Source organism: Pseudocitrobacter vendiensis, assembly GCF_943590815.1.
In the GTDB taxonomy this organism is placed as follows: Bacteria; Pseudomonadota; Gammaproteobacteria; order Enterobacterales; family Enterobacteriaceae; genus Pseudocitrobacter; species Pseudocitrobacter vendiensis.
Genome location: NZ_CALSBS010000003.1, coordinates 14,572 through 29,675, shown reverse-complemented (window position 1 = coordinate 29,675; position 15,104 = coordinate 14,572). Strand labels below are relative to the sequence as shown.

At 51.4% G+C, this 15,104-nt stretch carries 15 protein-coding genes; 1 reads left to right on the top strand and 14 read right to left on the bottom strand.

Annotation, left to right across the window (positions count from 1 at the left end):
* The first annotated feature begins 127 nt into the window (after positions 1 to 127).
* Positions 128 to 2,275: a right-handed parallel beta-helix repeat-containing protein gene (locus NMC31_RS04730; protein WP_253897133.1), complete on the top strand. Its 2,148-nt coding sequence runs from the start codon at positions 128 to 130 to the stop codon at positions 2,273 to 2,275.
* A 391-nt stretch (positions 2,276 to 2,666) separates the two neighbouring features.
* Here the strand turns inward: NMC31_RS04730 and NMC31_RS04725 are convergent, their stop codons facing one another.
* The 14 genes from NMC31_RS04725 to asnC form a co-directional block, all read right to left on the bottom strand.
* Positions 2,667 to 3,365, bottom strand: a complete 699-nt coding sequence (locus NMC31_RS04725; protein WP_253897132.1) for a Bax inhibitor-1/YccA family protein — start codon at positions 3,363 to 3,365, stop codon at positions 2,667 to 2,669.
* Positions 3,366 to 3,563: 198 nt separating this feature from the next.
* On the bottom strand, positions 3,564 to 3,983 hold the full coding sequence (locus NMC31_RS04720; RefSeq protein WP_015966597.1) for a F0F1 ATP synthase subunit epsilon: 420 nt from the start codon (positions 3,981 to 3,983) through the stop codon (positions 3,564 to 3,566).
* 20 nt (positions 3,984 to 4,003) lie between these two features.
* Positions 4,004 to 5,386 carry a F0F1 ATP synthase subunit beta gene (gene atpD / locus NMC31_RS04715; protein WP_015966596.1) on the bottom strand — a complete coding sequence of 461 codons (1,383 nt, stop codon included), beginning with the start codon at positions 5,384 to 5,386 and terminating at the stop codon, positions 4,004 to 4,006.
* Between the two features lie 26 nt (positions 5,387 to 5,412).
* The gene (gene atpG, locus NMC31_RS04710; protein WP_015966595.1) at positions 5,413 to 6,276 is read right to left on the bottom strand and encodes a F0F1 ATP synthase subunit gamma; all 864 of its coding nucleotides are present in this window, start codon (positions 6,274 to 6,276) and stop codon (positions 5,413 to 5,415) included.
* A gap of 50 nt (positions 6,277 to 6,326) precedes the next feature.
* Positions 6,327 to 7,868, bottom strand: a complete 1,542-nt coding sequence (gene atpA, locus NMC31_RS04705; RefSeq protein ID WP_015966594.1) for a F0F1 ATP synthase subunit alpha — start codon at positions 7,866 to 7,868, stop codon at positions 6,327 to 6,329.
* A gap of 12 nt (positions 7,869 to 7,880) precedes the next feature.
* A complete protein-coding gene (gene atpH, locus NMC31_RS04700; RefSeq protein ID WP_015966593.1) occupies positions 7,881 to 8,414 on the bottom strand; it encodes a F0F1 ATP synthase subunit delta in 534 nt (177 codons plus the stop codon).
* 14 nt (positions 8,415 to 8,428) lie between these two features.
* On the bottom strand, positions 8,429 to 8,899 hold the full coding sequence (atpF, locus tag NMC31_RS04695; RefSeq protein ID WP_015966592.1) for a F0F1 ATP synthase subunit B: 471 nt from the start codon (positions 8,897 to 8,899) through the stop codon (positions 8,429 to 8,431).
* A gap of 61 nt (positions 8,900 to 8,960) precedes the next feature.
* A complete protein-coding gene (gene atpE, locus NMC31_RS04690; RefSeq protein ID WP_000429386.1) occupies positions 8,961 to 9,200 on the bottom strand; it encodes a F0F1 ATP synthase subunit C in 240 nt (79 codons plus the stop codon).
* Between the two features lie 46 nt (positions 9,201 to 9,246).
* Positions 9,247 to 10,062, bottom strand: coding sequence for a F0F1 ATP synthase subunit A (atpB, locus tag NMC31_RS04685; protein ID WP_149463812.1), 816 nt, complete (start codon positions 10,060 to 10,062; stop codon positions 9,247 to 9,249).
* An 8-nt stretch (positions 10,063 to 10,070) separates the two neighbouring features.
* The gene (gene atpI / locus NMC31_RS04680; protein ID WP_253897311.1) at positions 10,071 to 10,451 is read right to left on the bottom strand and encodes a F0F1 ATP synthase subunit I; all 381 of its coding nucleotides are present in this window, start codon (positions 10,449 to 10,451) and stop codon (positions 10,071 to 10,073) included.
* A gap of 615 nt (positions 10,452 to 11,066) precedes the next feature.
* Positions 11,067 to 11,690: a 16S rRNA (guanine(527)-N(7))-methyltransferase RsmG gene (gene rsmG / locus NMC31_RS04675; RefSeq protein WP_149463813.1), complete on the bottom strand. Its 624-nt coding sequence runs from the start codon at positions 11,688 to 11,690 to the stop codon at positions 11,067 to 11,069.
* Positions 11,691 to 11,754: 64 nt separating this feature from the next.
* A complete protein-coding gene (gene mnmG / locus NMC31_RS04670) occupies positions 11,755 to 13,644 on the bottom strand; it encodes a tRNA uridine-5-carboxymethylaminomethyl(34) synthesis enzyme MnmG (protein WP_149463814.1) in 1,890 nt (629 codons plus the stop codon).
* Positions 13,645 to 14,016: 372 nt separating this feature from the next.
* Positions 14,017 to 14,466: an FMN-binding protein MioC gene (gene mioC / locus NMC31_RS04665; RefSeq protein WP_253897131.1), complete on the bottom strand. Its 450-nt coding sequence runs from the start codon at positions 14,464 to 14,466 to the stop codon at positions 14,017 to 14,019.
* Positions 14,467 to 14,554: 88 nt separating this feature from the next.
* On the bottom strand, positions 14,555 to 15,013 hold the full coding sequence (gene asnC, locus NMC31_RS04660; RefSeq protein WP_015966586.1) for a transcriptional regulator AsnC: 459 nt from the start codon (positions 15,011 to 15,013) through the stop codon (positions 14,555 to 14,557).
* Positions 15,014 to 15,104 lie beyond the last annotated feature (91 nt).

The following is a 15,104-nucleotide window of genomic DNA, read 5'->3' as shown; positions in this document are numbered from 1 at the left end:
TGCCACCTGAATAAAGATCGCATAGAAATAAAACAGCGTTTTATTTGAGCGGTTTTGTGATACACGAAAAAGAAACAGTATTTCATTTTGGTGATAATCGCAGCGGAAAACCATTCAGGAACATAATATGAAAAACAAATTACCTCTGGCTTTAACTCTGTGCAGCGCTGCTATCACCCTACCAGCACTGGCCGCAGACACACCACTCTGGAAAGCGGTCGCCTTTGGGCAATCGACCGATGTCAATTTCTCCTCTAACGTCCTTCCGGAAAAAGTTGGCGTGAATAACGTCACCATTGAGGGAAAAACGCTCAGCCCGGACAGCACGGCGGATTTGAGCAAACCGATTACCCTTGAGAGCCGCGGCGGCAAGATTGCTAACTCGCATGATGGCCTGACGTTCTTCTACACCCAACTCCCTGCAGATGAAAACTTTATGCTGCAAGCCACGGTGACCGTCGATCAGTTTGGCCCGGAAAACGGCGCCAAACCGGCGGCACAGGAGGGTGCGGGTTTACTGGTACGCGATGTAATTGGCACTCCGCGTCAGGAGCCGCTGAAAGAGGGCTACGAGGAGTTCCCGGCTGCGGCCAACATGGTGATGAATGCCATCATGACGCAGGACAAAAAAGATGCTCAGCGTGTGAAGCTACAGGCCATCGCGCGAGAAGGCATCACACAACCGTGGGGTAATGCCGGGTCAGCGATAAATAAGGTGAGCTACAAAGAAGAAGTTGATCTGCAAAAGACGCCGACCTTTCGCCTGAAGCTTGAGCGTACCAACGAAGGCTTCATTACTGCATGGGCGCCTGCGGGCAGCGAAGAGTGGGTCAGCGAAAAACTGCCGCGAGCCGATCTTATTTCAGTGCAGGATAAGCAACATTACTATGTCGGATTCTTTGCCTCGCGCAATGCCAAAATCACCGTTCGCGATGCGTCACTCACCACGTCTCCAGCGCAAACCGTAGCATCCGCGCCTTTTGTGGCGAAAAGCTGGCCGCCGGTGATGCAGATTGCTTCCGCGGATAAGAGTCTGAGCAAGGATTACATCCTCCAGGCACGCGCCAATAGTGACGGAAACTTTACCGTGCGTCAGAACGAAGTGGTGATCGGGCTTGATAAAGCGGTGAAGGCTGGCGAGATGTTTACCCTGCCCACTCAGCTTCAGGAGAACAATAATTTCCAGATTAGCTGGACGCCTGTAAATGGCAAACCGGTAACCCAGAGCATGGTCGTGCAGCTCGTCACGACCATCACGGGCAACACGTTGCATGTTTCCCCTGATGGAAAAGCAGAGGGAAAAGGTACGCAAGCATCGCCGTTGGATCTCAATACGGCCATAAGTCTGCTGCCGCCAGGCGGAACAATTATTCTTGCTGCGGGAAGCTACCCGAAAACGGATATTCCCCTCAGCGCCAGCGGCCTGAAGGAGAAGCCGAAAACGCTGACGGCCAACGGCAAAGCCGTGATCCACGGTATGTTGCTGGACGCGGACTACTGGCATCTCAACGGTATCGATATTACTGATAAGAGTTTGCGTATTCAGGGCAGCCATAATCTTATCGAGAACGTTGTGGCCTATCACAACGACGATACCGGGATTCAAATCTCCTCACCGGATAAACTGGGTCGCCCACTGTGGGCCAGCTACAACCGGGTCGTGAATTCGGAATCGTTTAGCAATGAAGATCCCGGCAAGATCAATGCCGACGGCTTTGCGGTGAAGATGCGCGTGGGGGAAGGCAACCGGCTGGAAGGATGTTATTCACACGACAACATTGATGACGGCTACGATCTGTTCAACAAAATCGAAGACGGTGCTAACGGGGTGGTGGTCATTGAGAACTCCATCGCCCGTAACAACACCAGTAACGGCTTCAAGTTAGGTGGCGAAGGGCAGCCCGTCGCGCACGAGATCCGCAACAGTATTGCGATTGGTAACCACCTTGATGGCTTCACCGATAACTTTAACCCGGGCAAGCTGGTGGTGGTGAACAACGTTGCCGTCGACAATCAACGCTTCAACTACATTTTCCGCCCGAGCCCTTACGGCGATGCGTCAACGCAGGGTATCTTCAGTGATAACCTGTCGCTGCGGACGACGCCCGGAAAATATGATGACGCGGTGGTGGGGAATATTGATGCCAGTAACATCTTTATTGCTGAAGGGAAAAGCGTTAACAGCAAAGAGTATCTCTCGCTGGACCTGCCACAACCGCTGGAGCGTAACGCGGATGGCAGCTTTAAGACCGGGGATTTTCTGACGAAAAACTAATGCCGCTCATAAACAAAAAGGTCGCCATCAGGCGACCTTCTTCGTTTGGTTCTCGTTCACACCGCATGTGTTGTGGTTTTAGTTAGCGGTACAGCGCAAAACGAAACACAGCAAACGAGGCTTTCAGCCATGCAACCTTAGTGGTTGATAGTACCGAAAGAGATATTCATAGAGCTGAAAAGAGCGATGATTTTGTTGATCAGTTTCATGATGGCACCTTTGTAGGAGAATAATTTTTGTGACTCAACTCACAAAAAGAAGTCTACGCCTCATTTTTTAATCGATCAACATTTTTTGTGATGTTCATCACAAAATATCAAAACCGCTTTTCAGTTTCAGTCAAATTGAAACAGCACGGTAAAACCTGCTAAGCAAGATTTACCGCACAATCTCAGTTACGCGACATAAACAGACGCAGGACATACCAGAACATCGTGGCGATCGACGCGAACAGATGCAGCGCCGCGCCAGCGGGACGGTTAGTTGGATAGTGATGAATGATGTTAGAGGTATCGTACAGAATAAATCCAGCACACAGCAGCACCATCGCGGCGCTAAACCAAATCCCGAGCGAGAACCCGAGCAGCACGCTTGCCACAATCGCCCCCAACGCGATAAAGCCCGCCATATTCAAAAAAGAGCGCATAAAAGAGAAGTCTTTACGCGTGGTGAAAGCGGTAAAAGTCAGGCCACACACCAGCAGCAACGTGGTAATCGCAGCGGATGGGATGATATCCGGATTGATGTATCTGGCCATGGTGAGCAACGGCGCGAAGATTAACGCTTCGGCGAGCACGTAGATCCCAAGGCCAATCTGCTGAGTATTATTGGACTCCACGTTATCGGCCATACGCGTTGCCAGCATGCTCACCAGCATAAATGCCCCCAGTACCACCAGCCAGCCATACCGGCCGCCCGCCGCCAGTTTTGCCAGCATCATCTCGCCCACGCCCTGATTCATAAATACCGCACTCAGCAAAATAAAGCCCAGCACCGAAACGGCAAGGTGAATGTAGGTTTGACGAATAAACGTGGCACGATCGGCCTGGTGAGCAGATTGTGGGCCTTCAAATAACGGTTTAAATGACATGCTAATGATCCCTCATATAGTTACGGCTGTAATAGTTACATTACGAACAAAATAACACTGCGTAAAGAGGGAGACAATTAGCGTTAGAGTAATTGGATAACTTTTTGAATATTAATAAATATTATGTATATAACGGGGCGCAATTATAAAAAAAGCCAGCCTGGAAACCAGACTGGCTTTTGACTTTTCAAGCCGGTGTTACATCGCTTTCTTGGTCAGCTCGATAACGCGCAGCTGCGCGATCGCTTTGGCCAGTTCCGCAGACGCCTGAGCGTAATCCACGTCGCCGTGAGAGCTCTTGATGTGCTCTTCCGCTTTGCGTTTCGCTTCCAGGGCTCGCGCTTCGTCGAGATCCTGGCCACGAATGGCGGTATCAGCCAGAACGGTCGTGCTACCAGGCTGCACTTCAAGAATGCCGCCAGACAGGTAGATAAACTCCTCATGACCGTGCTGTTTCACGATGCGGATCATACCAGGCTTAATGGCGGTGAGCAGCGGGGCGTGACCCGGGTAAATACCCAGTTCACCTTCGCTACCCGTTACCTGGATTTTCTCGACCAGACCAGAGAACATTTGTTGCTCTGCGCTGACGACGTCCAGGTGGTAAGTCATTGCCATATCACCCTCCGATTAAGGCGTTAAAGTTTTTTGGCTTTTTCCACGGCTTCGTCGATAGAACCGACCATGTAGAACGCCTGCTCTGGCAGGTGATCGTATTCGCCGTCCATGATGCCTTTAAAGCCACGGATGGTGTCTTTCAGGGAAACGTATTTACCCGGAGAACCGGTGAATACTTCCGCTACGAAGAACGGCTGGGACAGGAAGCGCTGAATTTTACGTGCGCGTGCTACCACCAGTTTATCTTCTTCAGACAGTTCATCCATACCCAGGATGGCGATGATGTCTTTCAGTTCCTGATAACGCTGCAGGATGGACTGAACGCCACGCGCAGTGTCGTAGTGTTCCTGACCAACAACCAGCGGGTCCAGCTGACGGCTGGTGGAGTCCAGCGGGTCAACGGCCGGGTAGATACCCAGAGACGCGATCTGACGGCTCAGTACCACGGTTGCGTCTAAGTGCGCAAAGGTGGTGGCTGGGGATGGGTCAGTCAAGTCATCCGCAGGTACGTATACCGCCTGTACGGAGGTGATAGAACCGGTTTTGGTGGAGGTGATACGTTCCTGAAGAACACCCATCTCTTCCGCCAGGGTCGGCTGATAACCTACCGCTGAAGGCATACGGCCCAGCAGTGCGGATACTTCCGTACCGGCCAAGGTATAACGATAGATGTTATCGACGAACAGCAGTACGTCACGGCCTTCGTCACGGAATTTCTCAGCCATGGTCAGGCCGGTCAGAGCAACGCGCAGACGGTTTCCCGGCGGCTCGTTCATCTGGCCATACACCAGGGATACTTTATCGATAACGTTGGATTCGGTCATTTCGTGGTAGAAGTCGTTACCCTCACGAGTACGTTCACCTACGCCCGCAAACACAGAGTAACCGGAGTGCTCGATCGCGATGTTACGAATAAGCTCCATCATGTTTACGGTTTTACCTACACCCGCACCACCGAACAGACCGACTTTACCGCCCTTCGCGAACGGACACATCAGATCGATTACTTTGATACCGGTTTCCAGCAGTTCCTGAGAGTTTGACAGCTCTTCATAGGACGGTGCTGCGCGGTGAATCGCCCAACGCTCTTCTTCACCGATGTCGCCTTTCATGTCGACCGGTTGACCCAGTACGTTCATGATACGACCCAGTGTTGCTTTACCTACCGGGACTTCGATCGGGTGCTCGAGGTCTTTTACATCCAGACCACGGCGCAGGCCGTCAGAAGAACCCATTGCGATGGTACGCACGATACCGCCGCCGAGCTGCTGCTGAACTTCCAGCACCAGCACTTCATTACCATTCTGTACCTCAAGAGCTTCGTACACGCGCGGTACGGCATCCTGAGGGAATTCGACGTCAACTACGGCGCCGATTACCTGGACAATTTTTCCAGTAGCCATCTTGAATCCTCTACGAATTAACCTGGTTATACCGCGGATGCACCACCGACGATCTCGGTGAGTTCCTGAGTAATGCTGGCCTGACGAGCTTTGTTGTATACCAACTGCAGCTCTTTAATCAGGCTGCCGCCATTGTCGGTCGCGGCTTTCATCGCCACCATACGTGCGGCCTGCTCGCTGGCCAGGTTTTCTACAACACCTTGATAAACCTGAGACTCTACGTAGCGGCGCAGGAGGGTATCCAGCAACGCTTTCGGATCGGGTTCATACAGGTAATCCCAGGATTTACGCTTCAGATCCTCATCTTCTGACGCAGGCAGCGGCAGCAGCTGAGTGATGGTAGGAACCTGAGACATGGTGTTGATAAATTTGTTGTTTACAATATAAAGCTTGTCCAGACGGCCTTCATCGTAAGCCTGCAACATCACTTTTACCGGGCCGATCAGTTCGGACAGGGAAGGGTTATCCCCCATGCCAGTGACCTGCGCGACGATGTTGCCGCCAACGGAATTGAAGAAAGAGACGCCTTTAGAGCCGATCATTGCGATATCGCACTGAACGCCTTTATCAGACCAACCTTTCATTTCCGCCAGAATTTTTTTGAACAGGTTAATGTTCAAGCCACCACACAGACCACGGTCTGTCGACACCACCAGGTAGCCCACGCGTTTAACGTCGCGTTCTTCCAGGTACGGGTGCTTATATTCCAGATTACCGTTTGCAAGGTGACCAATCACTTTGCGCATGGTTTCTGCATAAGGACGGCTGGCCGCCATACGTTCCTGCGATTTACGCATTTTGGAAGCGGCGACCATTTCCATCGCTTTAGTGATCTTCTGCGTGTTCTGGACGCTTGCGATCTTACTACGTATCTCTTTTGCGCCGGCCATGAGCTTCTCCTCAATGCCTTGCGGCCTGCCTTAAGGCAGGCCACCAGACGTTACCAGGATTGGGTTGCTTTGAAGGAATCGAGGATGCCTTTCAGCTTGCCTTCGATTTCGTCGTTATAGCCACCGGACTGGTTGATCTCTTGCATCAGTGGAGCGTGATCACGGTCGACGTAAGCCAGCAGAGCGGCTTCGAAGCTACCGATTTTCGACAATTCAACATCTGCCAGGTAACCACGTTCTGCTGCGAACAGAACCAGAGACTGCTGCGCAACAGACATCGGCGCATACTGTTTCTGTTTCAGCAGTTCGGTCACTTTCTGACCGTGGTCAAGCTGCTTACGGGTTGCATCGTCAAGGTCGGATGCAAACTGGGAGAACGCCGCCAGTTCACGATACTGCGCCAGTGCGGTACGGATACCACCGGACAGTTTTTTCATGATCTTGGTCTGCGCTGCACCACCTACACGGGATACGGAGATACCCGGGTTAACCGCAGGACGAATACCGGCGTTAAACAGGTTGGTTTCCAGGAAGATCTGACCATCGGTAATGGAGATTACGTTAGTCGGAACGAACGCAGAAACGTCACCTGCCTGAGTTTCGATAATCGGCAGCGCGGTCAGAGAACCGGTTTTCCCTTTCACTTCACCTTTGGTGAAGGCTTCAACGTATTCGGCGTTAACACGCGCAGCACGCTCCAGCAGACGGGAGTGGAGATAGAATACGTCGCCCGGGAATGCTTCACGTCCTGGCGGACGACGGAGCAGCAGGGAGATCTGACGGTAAGCGACTGCCTGTTTAGACAGGTCATCATAAATGATCAGTGCATCTTCACCACGGTCACGGAAGTATTCGCCCATTGCACAACCGGCATACGGTGCCAGGTATTGCAGTGCAGCGGATTCAGACGCGGTTGCCACAACAACGATGGTGTTAGCCAGCGCGCCGTGTTCTTCCAGTTTACGTACCACGTTAGAAATAGTGGACGCTTTCTGGCCGATAGCAACGTAGACACATTTGATACCGGAATCACGCTGGTTGATGATGGCATCGATTGCCAGCGCAGTTTTACCGGTCTGACGGTCACCGATGATCAGTTCACGCTGACCACGACCGATTGGGATCATGGCATCAACGGACTTATAACCAGTCTGCACTGGCTGATCAACGGACTGACGTTCGATTACGCCCGGCGCGATCGCTTCAACAGCGGAGAAGCCGTCGTTATCCAGCGCACCTTTACCGTCGATTGGCGCACCCAGGGTGTTAACCACACGACCCAGCAGGCCACGGCCAACCGGAACTTCCAGGATACGACCCGTACACTTAACTTTCATGCCTTCGGCAAGGTCAGCATACGGACCCATAACGACTGCACCAACGGAGTCGCGCTCCAGGTTCAGTGCGATAGCGTAACGGTTCCCCGGCAGGGAGATCATTTCACCCTGCATACAATCGGCCAGGCCGTGGATGCGGATAACACCGTCACTTACAGAAACAATAGTACCTTCGTTGTGAGCTTCACTCACAACACTGAACTGAGCAATGCGCTGCTTGATCAGTTCGCTGATTTCGGTGGAATTCAGTTGCATGCTCCAGTCCCCTTAAGACTGCAAGACGTCTGCAAGGCGTTCAAGACGGCCGCGTACGCTGCCATCAATGACCATATCACCCGAGCGGATGATAATGCCTGCCATTACAGACTTATCGATATTGCAATTCAGCTTCACTTTGCGTGACAGACGTTTTTCCATCGCTGCGCTGATTTTCGCAAGCTGTTCTTCACTCAGTGCTGTCGCGGAAGTCACTTCGACTTCAGCAACCGCCTCGCTGGCGGCACGTAAATGAATAAACTGCTCAAGAACATCCGGGAGCACTCGCAGACGACCATTCTCAGCCATAACCTTAATCAGGTTCTGACCGTTTTCGTCCAGTTGCTCACCACAGACGGCGATAAACGACTTAGCGAGCGTTTCCGGCGCCATCGCGCCAGACAGAAGCTCTGCCATTTGTTCGTTTTTCGTCACTTCAGCGGTAAACGCCAGCATGTCCTGCCAGCGCTCTACACTGTTGTGTTCGACGGCAAAGTCAAAAGCTGCTTTGGCGTAGGGGCGAGCTACAGTAACAAATTCAGACATCAGCCCCTCCCTCCTTACAGTTCAGCGACAAGTTTGTCCACGATGTCGCTGTTAGCAGCTTCATCCACGGAACGTTCGATGATCTTCTCGGCGCCAGCAACAGCCAGGATAGCAACTTGCTTACGCAGTTCTTCGCGAGCACGTTTACGCTCGGCGTCAATTTCCGCCTGAGCCTGCGCCACGATTTTAGTACGTTCCTGTTCTGCTTCAGCTTTCACTTCGTCCAGGATCTGGGCGCGACGTTTATTCGCCTGCTCGATGATAACCTGGGCTTCCGCTTTCGCTTTTTTCAGCTGGTCGGTCGCGTTGGCCTGTGCAAGGTCCAAATCCTTTTTAGCTCGTTCAGCAGAAGCAAGACCGTCAGCAATCTCTTTTTGACGTTTTTCGATGGCAGCCATTAACGGCGGCCATACGTACTTCATGCAGAACAGAACGAACAGGACAAACGCGATGGCCTGGCCGAGGATTGTTGCGTTAAGATTCACAGCACAATGCCTCTTATCTAGTTAACGTTCTGATATTGCTTACTAATTCAAGCAACGCTTACTACGCGACAGCAAACATCACGTACAGACCCAGACCTACAGCGATCATTGGGATAGCATCCACCAGACCCATAACGATAAAGAACTGAGTACGCAGCAGTGGAATCAGATCCGGTTGACGCGCTGCGCCTTCCAGGAATTTGCCCCCGAGGATGCCGATACCGATCGCAGCACCGATTGCCGCCAGACCCATCATCACAGCGGCAGCCATGTACAGCAGATCCATATTCAGGTTTTCCATGACAGTCTCCAGTTTGTTTCAGTTAAAACGTAGTAGTGTTGGTAAATTAATGCTCTTCAGACGCCATCGACAGATAGACAATCGTCAGAACCATGAAGATGAAGGCTTGCAGCGTAATGATCAGGATGTGGAAAATGGCCCATGGCACATTCAGAATCCACTGTGACCACCACGGCAACAGACCAGCAATCAGAATGAAAATCAGCTCACCGGCATACATGTTACCGAACAGTCGCAGACCGAGAGAAACCGGTTTGGACAGCAGGCTGACCCCTTCAAGGATTAAGTTGACAGGAATGAAAGCCCAGTGATTGAACGGCTGCAGCGTCAACTCTTTCGTGAAGCCGCCGATGCCTTTCATTTTGATGCTGTAGAACAGAATCAGGATAAACACGCCCAATGCCATAGACAGGGTAATGTTCACATCCGCAGACGGTACCACGCGCAGCGCCGGCAGGCCCAGTACATGCTCAGCAATGTACGGCAGCAGGTCGATAGGCAGAAGGTCCATCAGGTTCATCAGGAAGACCCAGACGAAAATCGTCAGAGCCAGAGGAGCGATGAGTTTGCTTTTGCCATGGTACATGTCTTTGACACTGCCATGAACGAAGCCAATTACCAGCTCAATCGCGGTCTGAAATTTGCCTGGTACGCCGCTGGTTGCTCGTTTAGCAACACTACGGAACATAAGCAGGAACAACAGACCCAGCACCACCGAGAAGAACATGGAGTCAATATTGAGCGTCCAGAAGGTGGCTGGGGGGTTATGCGGATCTACCAGCGAGAATGTACGCAGGTCCAACTGAAGGTTATTCAGGTGGTGACCTATGTAATCCTGCGGCGTCATATTTTCAGAAGCCATGATGCCTTTTACCCTTTGTTGTTAATTACAGCGGGTGCCAGTATCTGAACCACCAGCACCAAAATCCATGTCACGATTAGCGGCAAGAACACCGCCTTCAAAACGGCCAACGCCACGACCATCAACACCAGCATCGCTAACACCTTGAACGCTTCACCAAACGCGAACGTCCAGGCGACTCGGCCTTTGGCCGGTGTATGTACCTGGTGGCGCCAGGCAAAAATCATAAACAACATGTTAGGCAGGAATACTGCCATACCTCCGCACGCGGAGGAAATGCCCCAGAAGGGGTCTTTGAGGCTGAACAGCAGTCCACTTGCTATTACTGCCAGGAGCTGAATGAACAGAAGCTTACGAGCAACGTTTCGACTCACGAGCGACAATGACATCACGTTATTACTCCTGCTCCCTTTGAGGTATGCCGCGTGTCGTATAAAACGTTCTTTAAGGCTCAGAGTCAAGCATCAAAAAGCGGTCAAATTATACGGTGACGCCTCGTGATTTCAAACAATAAGTAGCAAAAAGGTGAATAAATGTTTAAATATTTTTCCTCACCTCTATTTTCGCGATTTTTCTGAAAGTGTGAACGATCGAACAAAAGTGCAAATACCGCGAAAACGCTGACTATAAAGCGTGCTCCAGATCACATAATAAACATTTTTGATGATACTCGATTAAGATTAGCCTCAATTCATAACTTGCCAGCGTTTTGATCTTAAAGGCAATTAGAGACAACTCTTTTCAAAAATGACACACACACCGTAAAAACAGCTTATTGACATTTATAATAATAATTTAACATTCGATTTTCATTCAGCGAATCGACTGCTAGTAGACTGATATTTTCCATGTTGACTATTTTTATTGTTAACAAAAAGAGCCACGTTAAATGCCAGATAAACCCTAGTTAAAACCTCGTTAAATGTAACTGAATGTTCCATCGTTTTTGTCGCTTCTTTTTAACAAAATCGAGGTCGGTTTTTTCCGATATTTTTTGATAAAAGTTAACTTTTGTTTGCTCTAATTGTCACCAGATGGCGCTCGCCTTCCAGGTGTGGCACACGTAGCTCAACGATATTTTCCACGGAAAATTCAGTCGGTAACTGACTGATTTCATCATCTGGCCTCTGCCCTTTCAGCGCATAGAAGCGGCCATTTTCCGCTGGTAAGTGCTTACACCAGGTCACCATGTCAGTCAGAGAAGCGAATGCACGGCTGATGACGCCGTCAAACGGCGGCTCTGCAGGGAATTCTTCCACACGGCTTTGCACCGGCGTGATGTTTTCCAGTTTCAGCTCATGCTGCACCTGACGCAGGAAGCGTACACGCTTACCCAGGCTGTCGAGCAACGTAAAATGCGATTCCGGACGCACGATCGAAAGCGGGATACCCGGCAACCCAGGGCCCGTACCAACATCGATAAAACGTTGCCCCTGCAAATGCGGCGCAACCACGATGCTGTCCAGAATATGGCGAATTAACATCTCGTTAGGATCGCGTACGGAGGTCAGGTTGTACGCTTTATTCCATTTGTTCAGCATATCCACATAGGCCACCAGTTGCGTTTTCTGGTGATCGGTGAGCGAAATACCTGCTTCATCCAGCAGACGAGAGAGTTTGTTAATCACGAAAGTTACCTGTTGGGGATAATTTGCCGGGCGGCAAGCAAAATACCGCCGCCCAAAACCGTTATTACGCGCTGCGGCGCAGCATACCTTGTTTTTTCAGCCAAACCAGCAAAATCGAGATGGCGGCAGGGGTAATCCCGGAAATACGCGACGCCTGGCCAATAGAAACCGGTTTATGATCGTTCAGTTTGGCGATCACTTCGTTGGAGAGACCGTTAACCTGACGATAATCGAGCGTCGCAGGCAGGAGCGTATTTTCGTTACGCTGTTGTTTTTCAATCTCATCCTGCTGACGCGCGATATAACCTTCGTATTTCACCTGAATCTCAACCTGTTCAGCGGCCTGAGCATCGCCCAGCGCAGGCGCGAACGGCGTCAGCGCGGTCAGCTGTTCGTAGGTCATTTCCGGCCGACGCAGCAGATCTTCCCCGCTGGCTTCACGTGACAGCGGCGCACTCAGGTGAGCGTTCACTTCGCCCGCAGACTCGGAAGACGGTGCAATCCAGGTCGTTTTCAGACGTTGACGTTCACGTTCGATATTTTCCAGCTTCTCGTTGAAGCGCGCCCAACGCACGTCATCCACCAGCCCCAGCTCACGGCCAGCTTCAGTCAGACGCAGATCAGCATTGTCTTCGCGCAGCATCAGGCGATATTCCGCACGTGAGGTAAACATGCGGTACGGTTCTTTGGTTCCCAGCGTACAGAGATCGTCAACCAGCACACCCAGGTAGGCCTGATCGCGGCGCGGCGCCCAGCCCTCTTTCTCAGCGGAGAAACGCGCGGCGTTCAAACCGGCAAGCAGGCCCTGCGCAGCGGCTTCTTCATAACCGGTGGTGCCGTTGATCTGGCCGGCAAAGAACAGACCGTGGATAAATTTGCTTTCCAGCGTCGGTTTCAGGTCGCGAGGATCGAAGAAATCGTACTCGATAGCATAGCCAGGACGGACGATCTTCGCGTTTTCCATCCCCTGCATAGAGCGGACGATTTGCATCTGCACATCGAACGGCAGGCTGGTGGAGATACCGTTCGGGTAAATTTCATTGGAGGTCAGCCCTTCCGGCTCCAGGAAGATCTGGTGCTGGTTTCGGTCGGCGAAGCGCATCACTTTATCTTCGATAGACGGGCAGTAACGCGGGCCAATTCCTTCAATCACGCCAGCATACATTGGGCTACGGTCGAGGTTATTGCGGATCACGTCATGGGTTTTCTCATTGGTATGCGTGACATAGCACGGTACCTGGCGCGGATGCTGGGACGCATCGCCAAGGAACGAGAAAACGGGCATCGGGTTATCACCGTGCTGCTGCGCCAGTACGCTGAAGTCGATAGTGCGCGCGTCGATACGCGGCGGGGTACCGGTTTTGAGACGGCTCACGCGCAGCGGCAGTTCACGCAGACGACGAGAGAGCGGAATGGACGGCGGATCGCCAGCACGGCCACCGCTGTAGTTATCCAGCCCGATATGAATTTTGCCATCAAGGAAAGTCCCGACGGTGAGTACGACTGCTTTGGCGCGGAATTTCAGCCCCATCTGGGTAACCGCGCCAACCACGCGATCGTTTTCCACAATCAGATCTTCAACCGCCTGCTGGAAGATCATCAGGTTCGGTTGGTTCTCAAGTGCGGTACGTACCGCCTGGCGATAGAGCACGCGATCCGCCTGAGCACGCGTGGCGCGTACCGCCGGCCCTTTGCTCGCGTTTAGTATCCTAAACTGGATACCCGCATGGTCGATCGCGGTGGCCATCAGGCCGCCAAGTGCATCCACTTCTTTTACCAGGTGTCCTTTCCCAATGCCGCCAATCGCCGGGTTGCAGCTCATCTGTCCCAGCGTGTCGATATTGTGTGTCAAAAGCAGGGTCTGCTGACCCATTCGCGCAGCGGCCATCGCGGCCTCAGTGCCTGCATGACCCCCGCCAATGATGATGACGTCAAAAGGATCCTGATAAAACATGGTGGTCTGCCTCGCATAAAGCGGTTTGATGATGGATTGAAGCCCGGGCGTGGATTCTACTCAACTTTAGTCGATGGAGAAAGCGTCTGGATCTTTGCTATTTAAAAGAAGATCTTTTTATTTAGAGATCTGTTCTATTGTGATCTCTTATTAGGATCGCCAGTTACTGTGGATAAGTGCGATCCCGTATTTAAGATCATAAGCTTAAGAAGGATCACTATCTGTGAATGATCGGTGATCCTGTTCCGTATAAGCTGGGATCAAAACGGGGAGTTATACACAACTCAAAAACTAACCATACGTTGTTCTTTGGATAACTACCGGTTGTTCCAAGGTTTTAACCAGTGTTATCCACAGAATAAAGTTGGATCTTTACAAATCTCTGAGCCGATCGGCCCATGATCCGACCCAAATTTCCGCAGGATCTTCAGGAATGTCATGTTCAAGGACATTGATCTTGAGTGTTTCACCAATCTGTTTCGCGCCGCAGGCGGTCAATTCAGTGTCGATTTTATCGATGGCACCACAGAAAGTGTCATATTCACGACTGCCAATACCGATTGAACCGAAACGAACCTGAGAGAGGTCGGGTTTCTGCTCGCGGAGATCGTTATAAAAAGGCAGCAGGTTGTCGGGAATGTCACCCGCACCGTGTGTGGAGCTGATAATCAGCCAGATACCCGATGCAGAGAGATCCTCTAATAAAGGACCATGCAGCGTTTCGGTCGAAAAACCCGCGTCTTCCAGCTTTTCAGCCAGGTGTTCCGCCACATACTCGGCGCTGCCAAGTGTGCTTCCGCTGATGAGTGTGATATCTGCCATAACCGCCACCTTTATTAAGAGTGGCGTATTGTACGCTGTGAACGGTCTGGGATCTACCTGTGGAAAAGTATGGGATTAAAAAAGCCGATCACGGCTTGATGGTACGCATGATCGGGTTCTGCAGGACGATCAGGGTTTCGGTGGACTGAATTTCATCAATTGTTTGGATCTTGTTGATAAGTACGTGCTGCAAAGCGTCGATCGAACGGCACATCACTTTAATAAAGATGCTGTAATGGCCGGTGGTGTAGTACGCCTCGGTGACTTCATCCAGGCTTTCCAGCCGCGCCAGCGCTGACGGATAGTCTTTTGCACTCTTCAATATAATACCGATAAAGCAGCCGACATCGTATCCGAGCTGTTTTGGGCTGACATCGACGCGGGCCCCGGTAATGATGCCCGCCTGTTTCATTTTCTCGACGCGAACGTGAATGGTGCCGGGGCTGACGCCGAACTGTTTGGCTAATTCGGCGTAAGCGGTGCGGGCATTCGCCATTAAGGCGTCAAGGATGCCGCGGTCCAGATTGTCGATCTGATAATTTTCCATAGCTTTTTCTTATGAAGAATGATGATTCTTTCTATTTTAGCGCCTATTTTTAACGAATCAAAAGTTAAGTCGCCTTTTTATCTGTTGATTA

Bases quoted from the DNA above. Each gene is read 5' to 3' on its own strand.
- mioC (WP_253897131.1), bottom strand. From the start codon at position 14,466: ATGGCAGATATCACACTCATCAGCGGAAGCACACTTGGCAGCGCCGAG.
- mnmG (WP_149463814.1), bottom strand. From the start codon at position 13,644: ATGTTTTATCAGGATCCTTTTGACGTCATCATCATTGGCGGGGGTCAT.
- atpA (WP_015966594.1), bottom strand. From the start codon at position 7,868: ATGCAACTGAATTCCACCGAAATCAGCGAACTGATCAAGCAGCGCATT.
- NMC31_RS04725 (WP_253897132.1), bottom strand. From the start codon at position 3,365: ATGTCATTTAAACCGTTATTTGAAGGCCCACAATCTGCTCACCAGGCC.
- asnC (WP_015966586.1), bottom strand. From the start codon at position 15,013: ATGGAAAATTATCAGATCGACAATCTGGACCGCGGCATCCTTGACGCC.
- NMC31_RS04720 (WP_015966597.1), bottom strand. From the start codon at position 3,983: ATGGCAATGACTTACCACCTGGACGTCGTCAGCGCAGAGCAACAAATG.
- atpE (WP_000429386.1), bottom strand. From the start codon at position 9,200: ATGGAAAACCTGAATATGGATCTGCTGTACATGGCTGCCGCTGTGATG.
- atpH (WP_015966593.1), bottom strand. From the start codon at position 8,414: ATGTCTGAATTTGTTACTGTAGCTCGCCCCTACGCCAAAGCAGCTTTT.
- NMC31_RS04730 (WP_253897133.1), top strand. From the start codon at position 128: ATGAAAAACAAATTACCTCTGGCTTTAACTCTGTGCAGCGCTGCTATC.
- atpI (WP_253897311.1), bottom strand. From the start codon at position 10,451: ATGTCATTGTCGCTCGTGAGTCGAAACGTTGCTCGTAAGCTTCTGTTC.
- atpB (WP_149463812.1), bottom strand. From the start codon at position 10,062: ATGGCTTCTGAAAATATGACGCCGCAGGATTACATAGGTCACCACCTG.
- atpG (WP_015966595.1), bottom strand. From the start codon at position 6,276: ATGGCCGGCGCAAAAGAGATACGTAGTAAGATCGCAAGCGTCCAGAAC.
- atpD (WP_015966596.1), bottom strand. From the start codon at position 5,386: ATGGCTACTGGAAAAATTGTCCAGGTAATCGGCGCCGTAGTTGACGTC.